21 protein-coding genes and 4 tRNA genes are annotated in these 21,568 nt (G+C 34.2%); 16 read left to right on the forward strand and 9 right to left on the reverse strand.

What is annotated here, in order from left to right; translation table 11 throughout:
* Positions 1-86: 86 nt before the first annotated feature.
* The 5 genes from dnaB to tgt form a co-directional block, all read right to left on the reverse strand.
* Positions 87-1,631, reverse strand: a complete 1,545-nt coding sequence (dnaB, locus tag L1276_RS22455; protein WP_253791749.1) for a replicative DNA helicase — start codon at positions 1,629-1,631, stop codon at positions 87-89.
* A 140-nt stretch (positions 1,632-1,771) separates the two neighbouring features.
* Positions 1,772-2,725 (reverse strand): acetyl-CoA carboxylase carboxyltransferase subunit alpha, encoded by a 954-nt coding sequence (locus tag L1276_RS22460; RefSeq protein WP_253791751.1) that lies wholly within the window; start codon positions 2,723-2,725, stop codon positions 1,772-1,774.
* Between the two features lie 112 nt (positions 2,726-2,837).
* Complete coding sequence (locus L1276_RS22465; RefSeq protein WP_253791753.1) at positions 2,838-3,725, reverse strand: DMT family transporter; 888 nt, start codon at positions 3,723-3,725, stop codon at positions 2,838-2,840.
* On the reverse strand, positions 3,712-4,800 hold the full coding sequence (locus L1276_RS22470; protein WP_253791755.1) for an LptF/LptG family permease: 1,089 nt from the start codon (positions 4,798-4,800) through the stop codon (positions 3,712-3,714). The genes L1276_RS22465 and L1276_RS22470 overlap by 14 nt, the downstream gene beginning before the upstream one ends.
* Positions 4,801-4,887: 87 nt before the next feature.
* Positions 4,888-6,018, reverse strand: a complete 1,131-nt coding sequence (tgt, locus tag L1276_RS22475) for a tRNA guanosine(34) transglycosylase Tgt (RefSeq protein ID WP_253791757.1) — start codon at positions 6,016-6,018, stop codon at positions 4,888-4,890.
* 405 nt (positions 6,019-6,423) lie between these two features.
* On the opposite strand from tgt, the gene L1276_RS22480 reads away from it, so the two are divergent.
* The 3 genes from L1276_RS22480 (at position 6,424) to L1276_RS22490 (ending at position 8,859) form a co-directional block, all read left to right on the forward strand.
* On the forward strand, positions 6,424-6,726 hold the full coding sequence (locus L1276_RS22480) for a hypothetical protein (RefSeq protein WP_253791759.1): 303 nt from the start codon (positions 6,424-6,426) through the stop codon (positions 6,724-6,726).
* Positions 6,727-6,979: 253 nt separating this feature from the next.
* Positions 6,980-7,831, forward strand: a complete 852-nt coding sequence (locus L1276_RS22485; RefSeq protein WP_253791761.1) for a transketolase — start codon at positions 6,980-6,982, stop codon at positions 7,829-7,831.
* Between the two features lie 74 nt (positions 7,832-7,905).
* Positions 7,906-8,859 carry a transketolase family protein gene (locus L1276_RS22490; RefSeq protein ID WP_253791763.1) on the forward strand — a complete coding sequence of 318 codons (954 nt, stop codon included), beginning with the start codon at positions 7,906-7,908 and terminating at the stop codon, positions 8,857-8,859.
* Positions 8,860-8,933: 74 nt separating this feature from the next.
* Here the strand turns inward: L1276_RS22490 and L1276_RS22495 are convergent, their stop codons facing one another.
* A complete protein-coding gene (locus tag L1276_RS22495; protein WP_253791765.1) occupies positions 8,934-10,145 on the reverse strand; it encodes an FKBP-type peptidyl-prolyl cis-trans isomerase in 1,212 nt (403 codons plus the stop codon).
* 79 nt (positions 10,146-10,224) lie between these two features.
* Between L1276_RS22495 and L1276_RS22500 the strand changes: the two genes are divergently transcribed.
* Complete coding sequence (locus L1276_RS22500; RefSeq protein ID WP_253791767.1) at positions 10,225-10,620, forward strand: RNA-binding S4 domain-containing protein; 396 nt, start codon at positions 10,225-10,227, stop codon at positions 10,618-10,620.
* A gap of 60 nt (positions 10,621-10,680) precedes the next feature.
* Positions 10,681-11,181 (forward strand): phosphoribosyltransferase domain-containing protein, encoded by a 501-nt coding sequence (locus L1276_RS22505; protein WP_253791769.1) that lies wholly within the window; start codon positions 10,681-10,683, stop codon positions 11,179-11,181.
* Here the strand turns inward: L1276_RS22505 and L1276_RS22510 are convergent.
* Positions 11,173-11,691 (reverse strand): shikimate kinase, encoded by a 519-nt coding sequence (locus L1276_RS22510; protein WP_253791771.1) that lies wholly within the window; start codon positions 11,689-11,691, stop codon positions 11,173-11,175. The two genes, L1276_RS22505 and L1276_RS22510, sit on opposite strands and share 9 nt — an antisense overlap.
* A 126-nt stretch (positions 11,692-11,817) precedes the next feature.
* Between L1276_RS22510 and L1276_RS22515 the strand changes: the two genes are divergently transcribed.
* The 11 genes from L1276_RS22515 to L1276_RS22565 all read left to right on the forward strand — a co-directional run bounded on the left by L1276_RS22515 (position 11,818) and on the right by L1276_RS22565 (position 19,298).
* Positions 11,818-11,890 (forward strand) — tRNA-Lys (locus tag L1276_RS22515).
* 40 nt (positions 11,891-11,930) lie between these two features.
* Positions 11,931-12,003, forward strand: a tRNA-Lys gene (locus tag L1276_RS22520).
* 42 nt (positions 12,004-12,045) lie between these two features.
* A tRNA-Leu gene (locus tag L1276_RS22525) sits at positions 12,046-12,128 on the forward strand.
* Between the two features lie 127 nt (positions 12,129-12,255).
* Positions 12,256-12,328 (forward strand) — tRNA-Lys (locus tag L1276_RS22530).
* Between the two features lie 215 nt (positions 12,329-12,543).
* On the forward strand, positions 12,544-13,044 hold the full coding sequence (locus L1276_RS22535; RefSeq protein ID WP_253791773.1) for a tetratricopeptide repeat protein: 501 nt from the start codon (positions 12,544-12,546) through the stop codon (positions 13,042-13,044).
* Between the two features lie 205 nt (positions 13,045-13,249).
* Positions 13,250-14,149, forward strand: a complete 900-nt coding sequence (locus L1276_RS22540) for a MerR family transcriptional regulator (RefSeq protein WP_253791775.1) — start codon at positions 13,250-13,252, stop codon at positions 14,147-14,149.
* A gap of 37 nt (positions 14,150-14,186) precedes the next feature.
* On the forward strand, positions 14,187-15,644 hold the full coding sequence (locus L1276_RS22545; RefSeq protein ID WP_253791777.1) for an NAD(P)/FAD-dependent oxidoreductase: 1,458 nt from the start codon (positions 14,187-14,189) through the stop codon (positions 15,642-15,644).
* A 10-nt stretch (positions 15,645-15,654) separates the two neighbouring features.
* A complete protein-coding gene (locus L1276_RS22550) occupies positions 15,655-16,494 on the forward strand; it encodes a phytoene/squalene synthase family protein (protein ID WP_253791779.1) in 840 nt (279 codons plus the stop codon).
* Between the two features lie 215 nt (positions 16,495-16,709).
* Entirely contained in the window at positions 16,710-17,150 is a 441-nt protein-coding gene (locus L1276_RS22555) for a sterol desaturase family protein (RefSeq protein WP_253791781.1), read from the forward strand.
* A 152-nt stretch (positions 17,151-17,302) separates the two neighbouring features.
* Positions 17,303-17,812, forward strand: coding sequence for an SRPBCC family protein (locus tag L1276_RS22560; RefSeq protein WP_253791783.1), 510 nt, complete (start codon positions 17,303-17,305; stop codon positions 17,810-17,812).
* A gap of 190 nt (positions 17,813-18,002) precedes the next feature.
* Positions 18,003-19,298, forward strand: a complete 1,296-nt coding sequence (locus L1276_RS22565; RefSeq protein ID WP_253791784.1) for a deoxyribodipyrimidine photo-lyase — start codon at positions 18,003-18,005, stop codon at positions 19,296-19,298.
* 296 nt (positions 19,299-19,594) lie between these two features.
* Here the strand turns inward: L1276_RS22565 and L1276_RS22570 are convergent, their stop codons facing one another.
* Together L1276_RS22570 and L1276_RS22575 are read right to left on the reverse strand one after the other, a co-directional pair.
* A complete protein-coding gene (locus tag L1276_RS22570) occupies positions 19,595-20,899 on the reverse strand; it encodes an AarF/ABC1/UbiB kinase family protein (protein WP_253791786.1) in 1,305 nt (434 codons plus the stop codon).
* Complete coding sequence (locus tag L1276_RS22575; RefSeq protein ID WP_253791788.1) at positions 20,899-21,558, reverse strand: TetR family transcriptional regulator C-terminal domain-containing protein; 660 nt, start codon at positions 21,556-21,558, stop codon at positions 20,899-20,901. Before L1276_RS22575 ends, L1276_RS22570 begins: the two co-directional genes overlap by 1 nt.
* Positions 21,559-21,568: the final 10 nt, after the last annotated feature.

Here is a 21,568-nt window from a genome sequence, read left to right on the forward strand (position 1 = left end):
ATCTGTACAAATAAGTTATTCTTAAACTAAAAAAAGCCTTTGAAAGAACAAACTTACAAAGGCTTTTTTATTAAGAATATTATGTGTTAAAACGGAACGTCACTATCGTCATCATCGTCATTTAAGTTACTTCCAAAAGCATCATTTGCCGAAGGAAGGTTTTTAGTAATGAAAGGATTATCATCGTGATTCATTTTTGACGGTAAATCATCGTAGCTGCCCGAAAATTCATCAAGATTATCAAACTTTCCTAAATGTCCTAAAAATTTCAGACGAATGTTTTCAATACCACCATTACGGTGTTTTGCTATCATAATTTCAGCCTGACCAGCAGTTGGCGAAGCTTCTTCATCATCCCATTCCTCAATTTTGTAATATTCTGGTCGGTATAAAAACGAAACGATATCAGCATCCTGCTCAATCGCTCCAGATTCACGAAGATCCGAAAGAAGCGGACGTTTACTTGATCCACGGGTTTCAACGGCACGCGACAACTGAGATAGTGCAATAACCGGAACGTTAAGTTCTTTTGCCAGGGCTTTTAAGTTTCGGGAAATTGTCGAAATTTCCTGCTCACGATTTCCTCCTCCTTTATTATTTCCTCCCGCAGTCATCAACTGCAAATAATCTATAATGATAATTTTAATACCATGCTGTGATGCTAAACGACGGCATTTTGCTCTTAAATCGAAAATAGAAAGTGAGGGTGTATCATCAATAAACAAAGGTGCTTTCTCTAAATCTTTCACTTTAGTACTCAACATCGTCCATTCATGAGCCTCTAATTTACCAGTACGTAATTTTTCTGACGACAATCCAGTTTCAGAAGAAATAAGCCTTGTAATTAACTGAACAGATGCCATCTCTAAAGAGAATAAAGCTACTGCATGCCCAAATTGGATAGCAATATTTCTGGCCATAGAAAGTACAAATGCTGTTTTTCCCATCGCAGGTCTGGCCGCAATAATAATTAAATCACTCGGCTGCCATCCGGAGGTCAGTTTGTCTAAATTAGTAAAACCAGTTTCTACACCACTTAATCCCTCTTTTTTAGAAATCTCTTCAATTTTCTTTTTAGCTTGTAAAACTAAACTCTGCGCAGTTTCAGAACTACGTTTAATATTTCCTTGTGTTACTTCGTATAATTTAGATTCAGCTTTATCCAATAAATCAAAAACATCTGTACTTTCATCATACGATTCTTCAATAATTTCAGAAGAAATTCGAATCAAACTTCTTTGAATAAATTTTTGAAGAATGATTCGCGAGTGAAATTCGATATGCGCCGAAGAAGCAATTTTCTGCGTAAGCTGAATTAAATAAAAATCTCCGCCCGCTATATCCAACTTTCCGTTTTTCTTTAACTGAGTCGAAACGGTTAAGATATCGATTGGCTGCGTTTCGGTAAAAAGTTGTAAAATCGCTTCAAAAATATGTTTGTGTGCGTCTTTGTAAAAAGCATCGGGCTGCAAAATATCAATTACATCATCTACCCCTTTTTTATCAATCATCATTGCACCAAGTACAGCCTCTTCTAAATCAAGAGCCTGCGGTGGCAATTTTCCTTTTTCTAAATTGATAATTGTGGTTTTGTCGACCTTTACAGGGCTAAAGTTTTTGAAATTTTCCATAAAGCGAAAGTAGCAAAATTTAAAAAAAGTCTGCTATCGAGTTATAACTATTAATTGTTTATAAATTATTTTCTTTTGTTGATAACCAAAAAAAAATCCGAAACCGCAGGGCTTCGGATTTTTAATCATATTATATGAATTTACTCTTTATACTCACCCATATTACTGTATTTGTCCATTCTTTGGGCAATCAGCTCGGCTGTTGATAAGTCTTTCAATTCGTTATATCCTTTAGTTATATATTCCGCCACTGTTTTAAAAGTAGTTTCGCGGTCGTAGTGTGCACCTCCAAGTGGTTCTGGAATAACATCATCAACTAATTTTTGTTTTTTCATGTCAGATGAAGTCAATTTTAAAGCCTCAGCAGCACGTTCTTTGTACTCCCAGCTTTTCCATAAAATTGAAGAACACGATTCTGGAGAAATTACAGAATACCATGTGTTTTCCAACATATAGACTTTATCTCCAACACCAATTCCTAGAGCTCCTCCAGAAGCACCTTCACCAACAATAATTGTGATAATTGGCACTTGTAAACGAACCATTTCAAAGATGTTTCTGGCAATAGCTTCACCTTGTCCTCTTTCTTCGGCTTCAAGACCTGGATATGCACCCGGAGTATCTACCAAAGTTAAAACCGGGATTCCAAATTTCTCTGCCATTTTCATTAAACGCAAAGCTTTACGGTATCCTTCTGGATTAGCCATACCAAAATTACGGTATTGACGCGTTTTCGTATTATACCCTTTTTGCTGCCCCACGATCATAAACGATTGTCCGTTTACTTTTCCAAGGCCTCCAACCATTGCTTTATCATCTTTAAAACCTCTGTCTCCATGAAGTTCTAAGAAAGTATCACCGCAGATTGCTCTGATATAATCTAAAGTATAAGGTCTGTTAGGATGCCTAGACAATTGTACACGCTGCCAAGCCGTAAGGTTTTTATATATCTCTTTCTTAGTTTGTTCTAATTTCTTGTTGATTTCCTTACAAGTCGGCGTAACATCAACGTCAGATTCTTTTCCAATTATAACACACTTTTCTAACTGTTCTTCAAGTTCTTTTATTGGAAGCTCAAAATCTAAATATTCCATGGATTTTTGAATTTTGTTTTTAAATCGAACCGCAAATATAAAAATATTATATTATTGGTATTAATAATTTGTATTTAAAATGCAAAAATGCAATTTAAAAATAAGGCAAATACTACACTTTTTCTTTATTCTTATAGTGTTTAAAAACACCATTTAGAATAACAGTAATAACAATTATAATGGCACCGATGTAAAATTCTGTACTCATTTTTTCTTTTCCGCCAAGAATAAAATAAGCCAAAAGAATTCCGTAAACCGGCTCTAAATTAGTCGTTAACATTACAGTATAGGGAGTTAATCGCTGCATAACTTTTACCGAAGCCGTAAAGGCATAGGCCGTACAAACCGAAGCTAAAATCAATAACAGAATCCAGTTATTTACTGACATTACAAAAAAATCAGCATTGAATTTTCCTATCACTAAAAAATAAACAGAGATAAAGAAAACTCCGGCACCAAATTCATAAAATGTAATAACCGAAGGTTCATGATCAGATATAAGTTTACCATTCATTAAAGTAAACAAAACGCCCAGAATTATAGAAATCAAAGCATAATAAACACCTGTAAGATATTTAATTTCAACTTGTAATATCAAGCCTAAGCCGGCAATAATAATTAATCCAAAGAAAACCTCATACCATAAAACTTTCCTGCCGTAAAAAAGAGGCTCCAATAAAGACGCAAAAAAAGCCCCAAGCGAAAAAATTGATAAGGTTATTGAAACATTGGATACATGAATGGCTTTAAAAAAGAAAATCCAGTGAAGTGCAATCAGCAATCCAACGAAAATCAATTTTGCAAAAGATTGCGGCGATATTTTAAAAGACTGTTTTTTATAGACAATAAATACACCCAGAAAAATTCCGGCAATTAACATCCTGAACCACACTAAATTTTCGGCATCAATTGTAATTAAAGCGCCTAGAATAGCTGTAAAACCCCAAATAAAAACAATTAAGTGAAGATTTAAATAACTTTTTAAATTATCGTTTCGCATTACGTAATAAGTAAACTGCCAGAACTCCAAAAACCATATTTGGAAACCAGACAGCTAATAAAGGTGAGAAAGTAGATTTTTCGGCAAGAGTACCAAAAATTTTATCAAAAAACACAAATGAAAAAGCAATAGCAATACCAATTGCCAGGTTCATTCCCATTCCGCCGCGACGTTTCATCGCAGAAACTGCTACCGCGATAATAGTTAGGATAAAAGCCGAAACCGGAATACTGTATTTTTTATACAATACTACCAAATAGGTATTAATATTTCCTGAACCTCTTTTTTGTTCTTTGTCAATAAAATCAATCAGTTTGCCTAAAGTCAATGTTTCGGCAATGTATACAACAGGTGTTAAATCAGCCAGTTCGAATTTAAAGCTTACATTTTTTTCCGGAGATTTTTCAATTACATCATTCAATTCGCCAACCGTTCTTTTAGTGTAATCATATAAAATGTAGATTTTCTTTTTTGGATCCCATTTTATACGGCTTGCCGTAATTTTATAAGTCAATTTTTCTTTTTCAAAATGTTCTAAAGTAAAATTGAATGCTGTTTTAGATTCTTCATTAAAGCTGTTTACAAAGATAAAATCGTGATCATTTATCTGTCTGAAAACATTAGTATTTTCACCCCGCATCAGTTCCTTTCCGTTTCCTTTTAGATAAGTGTACCTAAAATTATTATACCCTTCACTTGCGGCAGGAACAATAAAAAACCCCATTAATAAAACAAAAATCGAAACGATTGTTGCTCCTATAATATAAGGACGCAGGAAACGTGTAAATGAAATCCCTGAACTCAAAATCGCAATAATTTCTGTATTATTTGCCAACTTTGAAGTAAACCAGATTACCGATAAAAACAAAAATATCGGAAAAAGGGAATTGATAAAATAGATCGTAAAGTTGTAATAATAGAAAGCAATATCCATAAACGGAATTTTGTTTTCGAGCATCTTATTTACCTTTTCCGAAACGTCAATTACAATCCCGATTGGCGCAAACAAAAGCAGCATCACAGAAAATGTTCCGAGATATCTTTTTAAGATGTATTTATCTATTATTGACAGCATATAGTTTTTTGTTTTTGTTGTTTTAGGTCTCAAGTTTCAAGTTCTCTACAGAACGTGAAACCTGAAACCTGAAACTTGAAACTTTTTTTAAAGTCTTTGACTCATATTTTTAACCATCATTTCTTTCCATGGTCTAAAATCGCCTGCTAAGATATGTTTTCTAGCCTCACGAACCAACCACATATAGAAACCAAGATTATGAATTGTAGCAATTTGTTTTCCTAAATATTCGTTAGCAGCAAACAAGTGGCGTAAATACGCTTTTGTATATTCCGTATCAACAAAAGTATGTCCCATTTCGTCAATTGGCGAAAAATCAGCTTCCCACTTTTTATTTTTTATATTGATTGTACCGTTAGCCGTAAACAACATTCCGTTTCTTGCATTACGAGTTGGCATAACACAGTCGAACATATCAATTCCTAACGCAATATTTTCTAATATATTTATAGGAGTTCCAACTCCCATTAAGTAACGAGGTTTATCTTCCGGAAGAATTTCGCACACAACTTCCGTCATGGCATACATTTCTTCTGCCGGCTCTCCAACAGAAAGTCCGCCAATTGCATTTCCCTGCTGACCTGCATTTGCAATATATTCAGCCGATTGACGACGCAGATCTTTGTAAGTACTTCCCTGAACAATTGGAAAAAAAGTCTGTTCGTAACCGTATTTATATGGTAATTTATCTAAATGATTAATACAGCGATCAAGCCATCGGTGCGTCATATGCATCGATCTTTGTGCATATCTGTAATCGCAGGGATATGGCGTACATTCATCAAAAGCCATGATTATATCAGCTCCAATGGTACGCTGAATTTCCATCACATTTTCGGGAGTAAAAAAGTGGTAAGAACCGTCAATATGCGACTTAAACTTTACCCCTTCTTCTTTAATTTTTCTGTTTGAAGAAAGAGAATAAACCTGATAGCCGCCAGAATCTGTCAAAATATTACGATCCCAATTCATGAATTTGTGCAATCCACCAGCTTTTTCAAGAATTTCTGTCTGCGGGCGCAGGTATAAATGGTAGGTATTTCCAAGAATAATATCCGGATTAATATCATCTTTTAATTCACGCTGATGTACCCCTTTTACAGAAGCCACCGTTCCAACAGGCATAAAAATAGGCGTTTCAATTACGCCGTGATCTGTAGTGATACTTCCCGCTCTCGCTTTAGACTGCGGATCTTTTTGTAATAAATCGAACTTCATTTGTTTCTTTTTTCAGTCGGCAAAGATAAGTTAATTTCAGGGAAAACTAATTAATTAGATAATTAGAAAATTTGTCAATTAGATAATTATCCTCATTAAGTTAAAAACTGACATTTTACAAAAACTTGAAACAAAGAAAACTTTAAACTTGAAATTAAAATTATTTTGGGCGTTCCCTTCGGTCGGGCTATCCGCTGTATCTTTTGTTCCAGAATATTTCGTTTTCAAACAAGACCAGACATTTGTCACAAAAGGATGCCGCTTCTATCCCTAACGCATATGGTTCATCAACAAAGTCTTCTGATAAAATCATAATGTAAAAACTGCAGCAATGAGATTATCAAAGTATAACAGTTTCAACAATTCCTTTCGTAATTTTAATATTCAACTAAAATTTTAGAAATCATGATAAACTCTGAAGAAAAATTAGACCAGATCAAGGACGAACAAATCGAAAGAAACCTTGAAAATATGGATTACCCAGCAAACGAAGATATTTACAATCAAGAAGATAAACTGGAAGATATTGATCCTCAAGATATTTCGGGCGAAAGAATTATCAATCAGGACAATCACGAGTGGAAACAAAACAGCGATAAAATAGGAAATGATCTGGATGTTCCCGGCTCCGAACTAGACGATCAACAGGAAGATATTGGGTCTGAAGATGAAGAAAATAATTTCTACAGCGAAAGCGACACCAATTAACCGTTTATCTAATTTTTATAACTATTTTTTGCCACAGATTACTCAGATTATTTTGATTTTCAAAAATCATAACAATCCGTTTAATTTGTGGCAAAACTTTTTAAATGTTATTATCATTTTCTTGCACTTTCTTCAAATCTGATAAAAAAACATCAAAAAAATATCACAATTGAAACCAACTAAAGCAGAAAATCATTTGTCTCCCCGCAAAATAACAATTACTTTTGCTACAGTTTAAAATTTTACATATAAAATGAAGCCTAACACACAACAATTAAGCGATTTAACGATCCAAGTAAGAAGAGATATTCTTAGAATGGTACATGCTGTAAACTCTGGACATCCAGGAGGATCACTAGGTTGTACTGAATTTTTGGTTACACTATACCAAAATATTATGGACCGCAAAGAAGGTTTTGATATGAACGGAATTGGAGAAGATATTTTCTTCCTTTCAAATGGACATATTTCTCCTGTATTTTACAGCGTTTTAGCACGTAGTGGTTATTTCCCTATTTCAGAGCTTGCCACTTTCAGATTATTAGATTCTCGTTTACAAGGACACCCAACAACTCACGAAGGTCTACCTGGAGTTCGTATTGCATCCGGTTCATTAGGACAAGGTTTATCTGTAGCTCTTGGAGCAGCGCAGGCTAAAAAATTAAACAAAGACAATCACATTGTTTATACTTTACACGGAGACGGAGAATTACAAGAAGGTCAAAACTGGGAAGCTATTATGTATGCGTCTGCTAAAAAAGTGGACAATCTTATTGCAACTGTTGACGTTAACGGAAAACAAATTGACGGAACTACAGACGAAGTTTTAGCAATGGGAAGTCTTCGCGCTAAATTTGAAGCTTTTGACTGGGATGTTTTAGAAATTGCAGAAGGAAATAATATCGATGCAATTATTGCTGGATTAACAGATGCTAAATCTAGAACTGGAAAAGGAAAACCAGTTTGTATTTTATTACATACTGAAATGGGTAACGGTGTAGATTTTATGATGCATACTCATGCTTGGCACGGTAAAGCGCCAAACAGCGACCAATTGACAGCTGCATTAGCTCAGAATTATACTGAAACTCAATCCGACTATTAAAAAAAAGCTTTAAGCTTTAAGTAATAAGTTTTATACCTATTGCCTACAGCCTATTGCATATAGCAAAATATACAATGAAAAAATACGAAAATACAGGAAGTAAAGATACTCGTTCAGGTTTTGGAGCGGGAATGACTGAATTAGGTCAAAAAAACGAAAATGTTGTAGCATTATGTGCTGATTTAATTGGATCATTAAAATTTGATGATTTCAAAAAAAATCACCCAGAGCGTTTTTTCCAAATTGGAATCGCAGAAGCTAACATGATTGGTATTGCTGCAGGTTTAACAATTGGAGGAAAAATTCCATTTACTGGAACTTTCGCTAACTTCTCTACAGGAAGAGTTTATGATCAAATCCGTCAATCTGTTGCTTACTCAGACAAAAACGTAAAAATCTGTGCTTCTCACGCTGGTTTAACACTAGGAGAAGATGGTGCAACTCACCAAATCTTAGAAGATATCGGATTAATGAAAATGCTGCCAGGAATGACTGTAATCAATACTTGCGATTACAACCAGACTAAAGCAGCTACAATTGCATTAGCAGACCACCACGGTCCAGCTTATTTACGTTTCGGTCGTCCGGTTGTAGCAAACTTCACTCCTGCAGACGAACCATTCGTAATTGGAAAAGCAATTTTACTAAACGAAGGAACTGATGTAACTATTATCGCAACAGGACACTTAGTTTGGGAAGCGCTTATTGCAGCTGAAGCACTTGAAGCAAAAGGTATTTCTGCCGAAGTAATCAACATTCACACAATTAAACCTCTTGACGAAGAAGCTATCCTTAAATCGGTTGCTAAAACAAGATGTGTAGTTACAGCAGAAGAGCACAACTACCTTGGAGGTCTTGGAGAAAGCGTTTCTGGTGTATTAGCTTTAAACAATCCAACTCCACAGGAATTTGTCGCTGTAAAAGATAGTTTTGGAGAATCTGGAACTCCAGAACAATTAATGGAGAAATACAAATTAAACAATCAAGCTATTGTTGAAGCTGTAGAAAGAGTAATCAAAAGAAAATAACTTTTAGATCTTCTATATATAAAAAAACCTCGAAATTGAATTTCGAGGTTTTTTTTGCATTATCTATTTCTATATTAGTTCTTTCTGTAAGGATAAGAATTATCTAAATGAATTCTATTTCTTCCTGCAGCTGTGTAATCCTCTTCTATAAACTTTCTTGGATTATTTGCAGATTCCTCCAAATTTGGATTAGTAAGTTCTCCTGTTGGTTTCCTAGGAATTCCTCTTGGCTCAGTTTCGTCTACATTTGGTGTTAAAGGATTATCTCCAATTGGATCCCATGGAAAATACAAACTTATTCCATAATTAACTCCATTTACAATACCAACCTGCCCACTTGCTTTAGTAATTTCATATCGAGTAGAAAAACCATCACCATCATCATCATGATCTAAGAAATCAGGAATTCCGTCCCCATCTGTATCATCTGGATTTACCGGTTTTTTAGGATATAAAGTAGCATTTCTATAATCACGAACATATCCGTCACCATTCTTATCTTCATTAACATCCAAAACTCCATCCGGATTTGCTACGATTTGACCATTTGATACACTAAATTCATGATCCAGTCTTTTATAGTCATATAATTTAAAACTAAAAATTAATGGCGAATAAGAAGGTATAGCACTTTGCGTTGAAGCATAATAACCTAAACCTGACGGAATAAATAATACTCCAGCACCAAAATTTTCATACTTAAAACTACCATCATCCTGCACCTGAGATGTTCCCGTTTTAAACTGAGGATAAATCTCGCTCCAACCCATAATTGTACCGTACAAATCTAAAGGACTGGTAGGAAACAAAAGCTGCTCAAAAAATGTAGTTGATAAATGTTCTGGCTCAGTATCTGTTTTGGCAACACGAGATAAATATTCTCCTCTGTACGAAGTAAGAACTCCATCAGTATTCATTGGCGAAGTTCCAACACCTTCTCTCAAAACCAAATAATACATTTTATAAATGATACCATGTAAATCTATATCTCTGGTTAGCAATTTAGGAAATGAAGCACTGTTTAAATAAGACATTATTGAAGGCTGTGTTGCAGCATCAGTAATTTTAGTAAATGTAACATCCTGATCAGATTGGCTGCCCGGGCTTTCTGTTACAGTTATATAATAGGTATTTAAATATTCTTCAATATTTGCGTTATCTGTATTATATTGTTCTTGATAATCTCTTAAAGGCACAACTTCTGCATCATCATCGTTACTCTTATTACAAGAAACAATAGCCATCCCTGCCAGTAATAAAACAAAATAATATTTAAATTTATTCATTATTGTTAATTTTTTAGGTGCGCAAGATACAATATTGATTTATTTTTGTAAAGAATTTAACTTGGATTTTAGAAAAATTATGAGAATAGATAAATACTTATGGTGCGTTCGTTATTACAAGACCAGAAACATGGTAACTGAGGCTTGTAAAAAGAACCATATTACTGTAAATGGACAAGTTGCAAAACCATCAAAAGAAGTTTTTCCAACTGACAGAATTACTTTTAGAAAAGATCAAATAACCCAAATTATAACAGTTCTTGACATTCCCGAAAGCCGTGTTGGAGCAAAACTAGTAGACATCTACCGCAAAAACGAAACACCGCCGGAGGCGTACGCGCATTTGGAACTGCTTAAACTTTCTAAAGAACATTACCGCAAAAGCGGTACCGGAAGACCAACCAAAAAAGACCGACGAGATATCGACGAGTATGGAGATGATATTATTGATGAAGAAAACGAAGATGAAATCTAAATTTCAATTCAAAAATCTGAAATCTAAAATTCTAATTGTATTTTAGCAAAAAAAATAATCATGAGCAAAAACATCATCTTAACAAATCAGGAAATCGAACACAAAATAAAACGTATTGCTTATCAAATCTACGAAACGTTTGTTGACGAAGAAGAAGTTGTAATTGCCGGAATTGCTTCGAATGGTTCTATTTTTGCTCAAAAATTAGCCGAATCTTTACGTACCATTTCTACACTTAAAGTTTCACTCTGCGAAGTAAAAGTCGACAAACAAAATCCTCAGTCTCCTATTCAGACTTCATTAAAGAAAGAAGAATATGAAAACAAAGGATTAGTACTTGTTGATGATGTCTTAAATTCAGGTACAACTTTAATTTACGCTGTCCGTCATTTCCTTGATGTACCATTAAAGAAATTCAAAACAGCAGTACTTGTAGACCGAAATCATAAAAAATACCCTGTAAAAGCCGATTTTAAAGGAATCTCCTTATCGACTTCCCTACTAGAGCACGTTCAGGTCGTTTTTAATGAAAATGGAGACGATTACGCCTCTCTAAGCTAAAACAGCCAAAATATCCTGTACCGTTTCTTCGACAGTTCTATTATCAACTACGACCTTATGTTGTGCGTGGTTATAATAGAAACTTCTGTCGAATAAATGTTTGGCAATAAACTCCCTCATTTCGTCCTCCTCCATATTCGCTATCAGCGGACGTTTACTTTTATTATGAACTAATCTATTATACAAAGTATCAATTGATGCCTTTAAATAAATAGAATCAAGATCATCTCTTTGCAGTAATAAATGATTATTGGCATAACATGGCGTTCCTCCGCCCAAACCTATAATGCTCTTTTCCGGAGACTGAAGTAATTCCAGAAACATTTCATGTTCTAATTTTCTAAAATGAATCTCTCCAAACTGTTCAAAAATCTCTTTTATCGATAAATTTGCTTTTTTTTCGATGCAAACATCTAAATCTAAAAATGGAATTTCGGTGATTTTTGACAAATTTTGGGCAATTGTAGACTTTCCGCAACCCATGTAACCTAACAAAACAATTTTTTTCATATTAATAAAACCTTATAAACTAAGCAATTGGAAACTTTTCTAAAAAAAAGACAAATTTATAATAAAATCGCTTGGAAACTTCAAAAAAAACTCCTTATATTTGCACCCGCATTCAAGAAATTAAATGACTCGATAGCTCAGTCGGTAGAGCACATCACTTTTAATGATGGGGTCCTGGGTTCGAGCCCCAGTCGGGTCACAAATTTTGTGATTAACAAATTAAATTTCTTGAAAGCAATGACTCGATAGCTCAGTCGGTAGAGCACATCACTTTTAATGATGGGGTCCTGGGTTCGAGCCCCAGTCGGGTCACAAAAAGGTCGAGTATTAATTTACTTGACCTTTTTTATTTTAGGCCACGTGGAGAAACGGTAGACTTGCCATCTTGAGGGGGTGGTGCTCGTAAGGGCGTGTGGGTTCAAATCCCACCGTGGTCACAAAAAAAACAAGAACCTACTTTACTGTAGAATAGGCTTTTATAATTTATTATAAAAATCATTGCAAAAAAAGGCTTTACAAACTAAATAAAGTACTTATATTTGCACCCTCGTTAGAGAAACAACAGACTCGATAGCTCAGTCGGTAGAGCACATCACTTTTAATGATGGGGTCCTGGGTTCGAGCCCCAGTCGGGTCACAAAGGTCAGATATTTTTTTTATCTGGCCTTTTTTTATTTTAAACACTTCAGTTTTACATTTTATTCCCTTTCTTCAACACATTATTTACCTGAATTTGTCATTTAATTTTCTATTATAAATTCAAATAAAAATTCAGACCTAAAAACTCTTTTACAAAACAAAACTTTCTTATTTTCGTTCGAAATAATTAATCACTAATCCCAAATTAGTTTTATGAAAAACCTACTAGTAATATCATTTATTATGATAAGCTTTTCGTCGTGGTCACAAACCGCTGCGATTTATTTTAACAAGGCTTTTAACAAAGCGGCAGCCGGAAATTACAAAAGCGCAATTACCGATTACACAAAGGCCATCGGCAAGGATTCTAAATTTGTTGAAGCTTATCAAAATCGAGGCGTTGCAAAATTCAAACTCAACGACTTAAAAGGCGCCATGTCAGATTTTGACAAAACAATCGAACTCGATAACATGAATGCAGATGCTTTTACAGGCCGCGCCAATGTAAACTTTAAACTATCCAACTTTAAAGAAGCAATTAAAGACTGCACCTCTTCTCTCGACTTAAATCCAAGAGACTACATTGCTTACAATTTAAGAGGTCTGGCTTATAGCAATATTGGAGATAAGAAAAACTCTTGCAAAGATTTTTCAAAAGCAATCGAATTAGGAAGCCAAAGTGCCATAAAAAACAGAAACTCATTTTGTAAATAACCAAATACAAAAACAACTAAAAGCAATCTGTAAAACTTTATTTACAGATTGCTTTTTTTATGCGTTATAAAATCTTTCAAATCATTTTTTCCGTATTTATCCTAAAGCCTTAAAACGCCGTAAACCCCTAGTACTCTATCATTTTTAATAAGTTTGAAAGGTTTTTTAAGATTTTGTTTTACTTTTGTTCACCTAATCGAAAAAAATGATAAACAACATAAAAACTGTTTTCAGTATAAAAGATCTCGAGAATCTATCCGGAATTAAAGCACATACCATTCGTATTTGGGAAAAGAGATATAACATCCTTGAACCAATGCGAACAGATACCAATATCAGACTTTATAACCTGCAGAATTTACAGAAACTTTTAAACATCACTTTATTACATGAATACGGTTATAAAATTTCTAAAATCGCAACTTATCCGGAAGAAAGAATTCCGCAGCTGGTTCGTGAAATCATATCAAAAAAGAATTCTCAAAACTACGCGATTACCTCTTTCAAAATGGCGATGATGAATTTTGATCAGGAATTGTTTTTCAATACTTTCGATTGGCTTATTTCTGAAAAAACATTTAAAGAAGTTTTTAAAGAGCATTTTTTACCCTTATTAAAAGAATTAGGATTGCTATGGCAGTCTGAAACCATAACGCCTGCAAATGAACATTTCATGAGTCATTTGATTAAGCAGAAAATCTTAATTTACACCGAAAGCCTTCAGATTCAAAAACCAACCAAAACAGACCGAATCTTTGTACTTTCTCTTCCTTTAAATGAAATTCACCAAATTGGGCTACTTTATCTTCAATATGAAATTTTATCAAAAGGCTACAAAGCAATTTATTTAGGCGAAAGTATGCCTATTGAAAACCTTCAGGATTTAACCAAACATTTCGAGAATATCACTTTTGTTTCGTTCATGACTATTCAACCGGATCGAAGCGTTATTAATCAATACGTAAAGTCGATGGGCCAAAAATTACTTCAAAAAAACAACGAAGTATGGCTTATGGGTAAAATGGTCGAACATATCGACAGGAAAAATTTACCCGAAAGAATTCGCATTTTCGATTCGATGGAAGAAACAATGGAAACGATTTAATTATTTTGTTTAAAGTTTTTGTATATTTGTTAAACAAATGACAAAAACAATCGCAATAATAGGTTCAGGCTTCTCTTCGTTAGCCGCTTCATGTTACTTGGCAAAGCAAGGAAACAAAGTCACTATTTATGAAAAAAATCCAACCATTGGCGGACGAGCCCGGCAATTTAAAAAAGAAGGCTTTACATTCGATATGGGACCAAGCTGGTACTGGATGCCAGATGTTTTTGAAAGCTTTTTTCAGGATTTCAACAAAAAGCCATCTGATTATTACGAACTTATAAAGTTAAACCCGGCGTATCGTGTCTATTTTGGCATAAATGATTTCATTAGTATTTACGATAATCTGGAAAAAATCAAAGCTACTTTTGAGAGTATTGAAAAAGGAAGCAGTCAAAATCTGCAAAACTTTATCGATAAAGCAAAAAGCAATTATGATATAGCCATAAAAGATTTGGTATATCGTCCCGGAATTTCTCCGCTTGAATTAGTTACAAAAGAAACTGCTCTAAAACTCAATCAGTTTTTTGGTAACGTAAGCGCAGATATTCGCAAGAAATTCAAAAACCAAAGACTTGTGCAAATTCTTGAATTTCCGGTTTTATTTCTTGGAGCAAAACCAACCAATACACCTTCGTTTTATAATTTCATGAATTACGCCGACTTTGGGCTTGGAACATGGCATCCAAAAACCGGAATGTTTGATGTTATTCTCGGTATCGAAAAACTAGCTTTAGAACTAGGTGTTACCATCAAAACCAATTCACCAATCGAAAAAATAATCGTTGAGAATAAAACTGCAAAAGGAATTATCATCAACGGAGAAATTATAAAAGCCGACACCATTTTAAGTGGTGCCGATTACGAACATACCGAAAGTTTACTGGAAAAAGAACATCGAGCATATTCAGATAAATATTGGGAAAGCAGAATTTTCGCCCCTTCTTCACTGTTGTTTTTTATTGGCTTCAATAAAAAAATAGAAAACATTTCGCACCATTCCCTTTTTTTTGACACCGATTTTAACCAGCACGCGATTGATATTTACGATGACCCCAAATGGCCTGAATCTCCTCTGTTCTACGCCAACTTTCCATCAAAAACAGATTTAACTGCTGCTCCGGAAGGAATGGAAACGGGATTTTTCTTAATTCCGCTTGCGCCGGGAATCGAAGACAACGAAAAACTCCGTGAAAAGTATTTCGAAAAAATAATCACGCGTTTTGAACAACTTACAAAACAGGAAATCAGAAATAACATTATCTTTAAAGAATCATTCTGTAAAAATGATTTTGTAACAGATTATAATGCTTACAAAGGAAATGCATACGGAATGGCTAATACTTTATTGCAAACGGCTTTTTTGCGCCCGAAACTAAAAAGTAAAAAAGTTCGTAACTTATATTTTACAGGACAATTAACCGTTCCTGGTCCCGGTGTTCCTCCTGCTTTAATTTCAGGAAAATTAGCAGCTGAATTAATTCAAAAATCTTAAGATCTTAAAAATGAAATCACTATTCGACGCCGTTTCTTTCAAATGCAGTAAGCTGGTTACCAAAAACTACAGCTCCTCATTTTCTATTGCCGTCAAAATGCTTTCACCAAGTATACGCGACGCCATTTACAGCATTTACGGATTTGTTCGTTTTGCTGACGAAATTGTAGATTCGTTTCATGATTATGAAAAAGAATACCTAATCGACGATTTTGAAAAAGAATACTATAAAGCAATGGAACTGGGTATAAGCCTAAATCCTATTTTAAACTCTTTCCAGCATACGGTAAAAGAATACAATATAACCGACGATTTGGTTCAGGCGTTTTTAAAAAGCATGAAACTCGATCTTATAAAATCAACTTACAACACCCAAACCGAATATGCCGATTATATTTACGGTTCGGCAGATGTTGTGGGCTTAATGTGTTTAAAGGTTTTTGTTGATGGAAAAGATCACAAATACGAGCAGTTAAAAAACGAAGCGATGCGATTAGGATCGGCTTTTCAGAAAGTAAACTTTTTGAGAGATTTAAGAGATGACAATACTATTTTAAACCGAACTTATTTCCCCGGAGTTAATCTAGAAAATTTCAACGAAGATTCTAAAGAAAAAATCATCAAAGAAATCGAAGAAGATTTCCGAATTGCTTATCAGGGAATTGTAAAATTACCAATCGAAGCCAAATTTGGAGTTTATACAGCTTATGTGTATTACAGAAAACTGCTTAAAAAGCTAAAAAACACTCCGTCTCACGAAATTGGAAATGCACGAATTCGGGTTTCTAATTACACAAAAGCAGGACTTTTGGCGCAGTCGTTTGTCACTTATAAGTTGAAATTGGTGTAAATCAATTTTGTCATTTCGACCGAAGCGAAAAATCGCACAAGAAACTCCCTTCTAGAATGTCGCCAATCTTTGTCGAATCACGCGAGCGATTTCTCGCTTCGGCCGAAATGACAAGATTGTGCAAAAAACAAAAAACTTTTAGAGTTAATCTTTTATAACTTAAAGCTCAACTCAAACAAAATAAAGTGATAATTTTAATTTACAACATTTACAAAATGATTTCTTTTTTAATCTTTTTAAGCGTTTTCCTATTTATGGAATGTGTTACCTGGCTTACGCACAAATACGTAATGCACGGTTTTATGTGGTATTTTCATGCCGATCACCATCAGCCCAAATATGAGCATACTTTTGAGCGCAACGACATTTTCTTTGTCATTTTTGCAATTCCGAGTATACTTTTATTTTATTTTGGTGTTCAGGGCGGATTCAATTATTTGTTTTTCATAGCCTGCGGTGTCACGCTTTACGGAGCCTGTTACTTTTTGATTCACGATGTTCTCATTCATCAGCGTTTTAAATGGTTCAAAAACACCAAAAACAAATACCTCATCGGACTCAGAAAAGCGCATAAAATACACCACAAACACCTCAACAAAGAAAAAGGAGAATGTTTCGGAATGTTGTTTGTACCATTAAAATATTATAAAATGTAAAATATTTTGGGCGTTCTCCGCCGTGGCGGATCGGGTTTTGCGTTCCCCCTTTTTTATATCTGGCAAAAAAGCCAGTCACAAAAAAAGCTCCACTACAACCCCTGACTCTCACGTATTACAAGAAACATTTGTAACAATTGATTTAGTAAGAAATGAAATTATACAAAATAGCAACCGTACAATATGTAGATGCCACCGTCGAAGAGTGCTGGGATTTTTTCTCAAATCCCAAAAACCTTCAGACTATTACACTGGATAATATGAATTTTGAAATTAAAGATTTTGATGACAAACGAATGTATCCCGGACAAATTATAACCTATACTTTACGACCGCTTTTAGGAATAAAGATTTCCTGGGTAACTGAAATTACTGCTTCCGAAGAAAACCACTATTTCATCGATGTTCAGCGTTTCGGACCATACAAATTATGGCATCACAAACATTTTTTTGAAAAAACAGCCGATGGCGGAACCAAAATGACAGACGTTGTTCATTATGCGCTTCCACTCGGAATTTTAGGCAGAATCATGAATCGATTAATTATAAAGAACAAACTAAAGACAATTTTCGATTACCGCCATAATAAAATCGATGAATTGTTTAATTCAAAATTACAAACAAAGATCATACAAATTAACGCTGAGCAAAAAAGCATATAATATTTATTTAAACACATAGAAACACAGTTCATACAGTGCAAAAAAGACATTTCACTTGCATTAACAAACATAGACTATGTGTGAAAAACTAATTTCTTTCAATATTCTTTTACAAGAAAGATAAAACCGATGCTTCTATATATTTAAAAAACTACACAATACAAAATATTCGTCAAGCGAAAATTACACAATGACAAAACAAAAAATTTCCTTTTTCTGGTTTAGACGCGATTTGCGTTTGGAAGACAACACCGGATTATTTCACGCTTTACAATCGGATTTTCCTGTAATTCCTTTATTTATTTTTGATGAAGATATTCTGGACAATCTTCCAAAAAATGATGCCCGAGTTACTTTTATTTACAATTCACTTCAAAAAATAAACACTGAATTAAACACTTTCGCATCTTCAATTTTAATCAAAAAAGGAAAAACAAAAGAAGTTTGGAAATCTCTTTTGGAAGAATTTGATATCCAAAACGTATTTTTCAATAAAGATTATGAACCTTTCGCAATCCAACGCGACACAGCAATTGGTTCTCTTTTAAAAGAAAACAAAATAGAATCTTTCTCTTTTAAAGATCACGTTATATTCGAAGAAAAAGAAATCACAAAAGCAGACGGACTTCCGTATACGGTTTATACACCTTATAAAAACAAATGGCTCGAGAAATATCATCTTTCTGGATCGGGTCCAGAATATGATTTAACTCCATTTCAATCCAATTTCGCAAAGAGTGAATTTAAATTTCCTGATTTAGCAGAAATCGGTTTTGAAAGAAGTTCAATAAAAGTACAGTCTCACAACTTAACCCAAATCGCCAATTATAAAGAAACAAGAGATTTTCCCGCTCTTGACAGCACTTCTTATCTTTCACCTCATTTACGTTTCGGAACCGTAAGTATTCGCAAGCTTGTAAACTGGGCCAACAGAAAAAATCAGACTTTTTTAAGCGAATTGATTTGGAGAGAATTTTTTATTCAAATTCTATTCAGTTTTCCTAATTCTGTCAATCACAATTTTAAATCGGCTTACGACGGAATACAATGGCGAAATAATGAAGAAGATTTCAAACGCTGGTGTTCTGGAACTACCGGATACCCAATGGTCGATGCCGGAATGCGTCAGCTTAATGAAACTGGTTATATGCACAATCGTGTTCGAATGGTGGTGGCGAGTTTTTTATGCAAACATTTATTGATCAACTGGCAATGGGGCGAAGCTTATTTTGCCGAAAAATTATTAGATTTTGAACTGGCTTCGAACGTAGGAAATTGGCAATGGGCAGCAGGAACAGGCTGTGATGCCGCGCCTTATTTCAGGGTTTTTAATCCCGAAATACAACAAAAAAAATTCGACGAAAAAGGAGAATATATCCGTAAATGGATTCCTGAATTTGATTTTGGTTATAATGAACCTATGGTTGATCACGCTTTTGCAAGAGATCGTGCGATTGCAACTTATAAAGCAGGGATTTTGAAATAAAGTTTTTTTGCTTCAGGCTTCAGGTTTCAGGTTTTGCTGAACGCTTAATTTTGTTTCACGCTCCCGATAGCTATCGAGATGGCAAATTTATGCTTTTTTTGTCATCCTGAGGAACGAAGGATCACACTCGTAAATCGACATATATTGACACTATTCTTTGCGGAGCTTCTAGTGTGATCCTTCGTTCCTCAGGATGACAAACTAGACAAAAAAAACCTTTGTCAAAGATTAAAACTTTGACAAAGGTCTATACATAAAGTTGAGACAACTTAAAACCTGAAACTTGAAACCAAACTCTAGTATTTCAAATAATTATCAACGACAATTTTCGCTTTCAAATCGAACATTAAATTATAAAGCCCGAAGAAAGTACGATTCATGTAAATAAAGTGTTTAGAACCGCGATTTCCATTCATTTTTTTCAAGTTTGTATCTTCAGAAAAGCGTTTTCCTAATTCGGCGATAGCATTGAAAAAAGTTTCATCGGCAAAATCGAAAGTTTCGTTTTGAAAAGGTCTGGTAAAAAGGGATAACAAATCATGAAACATTTCAGTGAAATATTCTACTTCTGCCGGCGTATCATCTGGACGAAGAATTTCTAATTCGAATAATTTCTCGTTAAAAAGTTTTTGATCTGTAATCACATTTTTATTGATTAATTCAAAATACGGCGTGTAAAAATCCTCTGGAATTTGTTTCATACAGCCAAAATCCAAAGCAATTAACTGGTTTTGCTCATCAACTAAAAAATTCCCCGGATGCGGATCGGCGTGTACCTTTCGTAAAACATGAATTTGGTACATATAAAAATCCCAAAGCGCCTGTCCTATTCTATCGCCTGCTTCCTGATCAGTATTTATGGCTGTAAATTCAGAAAGATGGATTCCCGTCATCCAATCCATTGTAATGATTTTCTCTGATGAAAACTCCGGATAGTAATTTGGAAAGCTGATATTTTCAATTTTATTGCACGCTTCAACCACTTCCTGGCTTTGCTTTAACTCTAATAAATAGTTCGTTTCTTCAATAAGTTTATCTTCAACTTCCTTAAAATATTTATCAGAATCTTTTCCCTGTAAATTAAACATTCTAATTGCGATTGGTTTTACCAAAGCCAAATCTGAAGAAATACTATTGGCAACTCCCGGATATTGAATTTTAACAGCCAGTTTTTTGTCGTTTTTCTTAGCCAGATGTACTTGACCAATACTTGCCGCATTTACTGAATTCGGATTAAATTCATCAAATATTTCATAAGGAGTTTTACCAAAATTGTTTTTAAACGTTTTTAAAACCAAAGGCGCTGAAAGCGGTGGAACAGAAAATTGCGACAACGAAAATTTCTCAACATAAGCCTGAGGCAGAAAATTCTTGTCCATGCTTAACATCTGCGCTACTTTAAGTGCACTTCCTTTTAAGCTTTTTAGTCCGTCGTAAATATCTTCGGCGTTGTTTTCGTTTAGTTTATCACGGGTCAAATCTGGATTTACTACTTTTTCGGCATAATGCTTAATGTAGTTAACTCCAATTTTTGCTCCGGTTTGAACCAGTTTTCCGGCTCTTTCTATTTTTGAAGTTGGAATATAATCGATCGTTTTCATTATCTGCTTTGTATTTTTTCTTTAAATAGAAATTTTCCAAAATCTATTAAATGATTTATTGGTGCCACATTCATTAATTCAAAGGATGCATTAACTGATTTTTCGATGAAAATATCTGTTTTCTCAAATGCTGCCGATTCATCTTCCATCCAAAATTTAATTGTCAGCATTAATTGCAGCCAAGCCGATTCCTGAATGGCTTTTTCCTGGAATTTTTGAAATTTTTCTTGTTCTAATCTATAATCATCCGTCAGAATTTCTGAAACATAATTTTTAAAACTTTCCCGAAGCGTTGTCAGCTGTACTAAATTTTTAAGCGGATTTCGATCGATTTTCAGCGTTTGCAGAACATAACTTCTATTTGCAGTTAAAATCTCGAAGAAAGTAAAGTAGAAACTCAGCATTTTATTTTTCATATCATATTGCTGATATTCTTCGTTTTTATGAAGCAAATTAACTGTGTTTTCAAAAAATAGTCTAAATATTTCTTTTTCTAAACTTTCTAATGTTCCAAAAAAAGAATAAAACTCAGCTTCGGTAAAATCATTTTCTTTGGCAAAATGATAAACCGATTTTGGTTTTTGGCCTTTTTCTAAAACCTCATCCATATATTTTGAAACGATATCATCTTTGGTAATTACCTTTTTATTAGTCGTCATTTTATTAAAA

Origin of the sequence: Flavobacterium sp. HSC-32F16, from assembly GCF_024171645.1 — a bacterium.
In the GTDB taxonomy this organism is placed as follows: Bacteria; Bacteroidota; Bacteroidia; order Flavobacteriales; family Flavobacteriaceae; genus Flavobacterium.

Coding starts and splice junctions, on each gene's coding strand:
- L1276_RS22500 (WP_253791767.1), top strand. CDS start 10,225: ATGAGAATAGATAAATACTTATGGTGCGTTCGTTATTACAAGACCAGA.
- L1276_RS22560 (WP_253791783.1), top strand. CDS start 17,303: ATGAAATTATACAAAATAGCAACCGTACAATATGTAGATGCCACCGTC.
- L1276_RS22565 (WP_253791784.1), top strand. CDS start 18,003: ATGACAAAACAAAAAATTTCCTTTTTCTGGTTTAGACGCGATTTGCGT.
- L1276_RS22570 (WP_253791786.1), bottom strand. CDS start 20,899: ATGAAAACGATCGATTATATTCCAACTTCAAAAATAGAAAGAGCCGGA.
- L1276_RS22545 (WP_253791777.1), top strand. CDS start 14,187: ATGACAAAAACAATCGCAATAATAGGTTCAGGCTTCTCTTCGTTAGCC.
- L1276_RS22480 (WP_253791759.1), top strand. CDS start 6,424: ATGATAAACTCTGAAGAAAAATTAGACCAGATCAAGGACGAACAAATC.
- L1276_RS22555 (WP_253791781.1), top strand. CDS start 16,710: ATGATTTCTTTTTTAATCTTTTTAAGCGTTTTCCTATTTATGGAATGT.
- L1276_RS22460 (WP_253791751.1), bottom strand. CDS start 2,725: ATGGAATATTTAGATTTTGAGCTTCCAATAAAAGAACTTGAAGAACAG.
- L1276_RS22535 (WP_253791773.1), top strand. CDS start 12,544: ATGAAAAACCTACTAGTAATATCATTTATTATGATAAGCTTTTCGTCG.
- L1276_RS22575 (WP_253791788.1), bottom strand. CDS start 21,558: ATGACGACTAATAAAAAGGTAATTACCAAAGATGATATCGTTTCAAAA.
- L1276_RS22550 (WP_253791779.1), top strand. CDS start 15,655: ATGAAATCACTATTCGACGCCGTTTCTTTCAAATGCAGTAAGCTGGTT.
- L1276_RS22505 (WP_253791769.1), top strand. CDS start 10,681: ATGAGCAAAAACATCATCTTAACAAATCAGGAAATCGAACACAAAATA.
- L1276_RS22490 (WP_253791763.1), top strand. CDS start 7,906: ATGAAAAAATACGAAAATACAGGAAGTAAAGATACTCGTTCAGGTTTT.
- L1276_RS22540 (WP_253791775.1), top strand. CDS start 13,250: ATGATAAACAACATAAAAACTGTTTTCAGTATAAAAGATCTCGAGAAT.
- dnaB (WP_253791749.1), bottom strand. CDS start 1,631: ATGGAAAATTTCAAAAACTTTAGCCCTGTAAAGGTCGACAAAACCACA.
- L1276_RS22485 (WP_253791761.1), top strand. CDS start 6,980: ATGAAGCCTAACACACAACAATTAAGCGATTTAACGATCCAAGTAAGA.
- L1276_RS22470 (WP_253791755.1), bottom strand. CDS start 4,800: ATGCTGTCAATAATAGATAAATACATCTTAAAAAGATATCTCGGAACA.
- L1276_RS22510 (WP_253791771.1), bottom strand. CDS start 11,691: ATGAAAAAAATTGTTTTGTTAGGTTACATGGGTTGCGGAAAGTCTACA.
- L1276_RS22495 (WP_253791765.1), bottom strand. CDS start 10,145: ATGAATAAATTTAAATATTATTTTGTTTTATTACTGGCAGGGATGGCT.
- L1276_RS22465 (WP_253791753.1), bottom strand. CDS start 3,725: ATGCGAAACGATAATTTAAAAAGTTATTTAAATCTTCACTTAATTGTT.
- tgt (WP_253791757.1), bottom strand. CDS start 6,018: ATGAAGTTCGATTTATTACAAAAAGATCCGCAGTCTAAAGCGAGAGCG.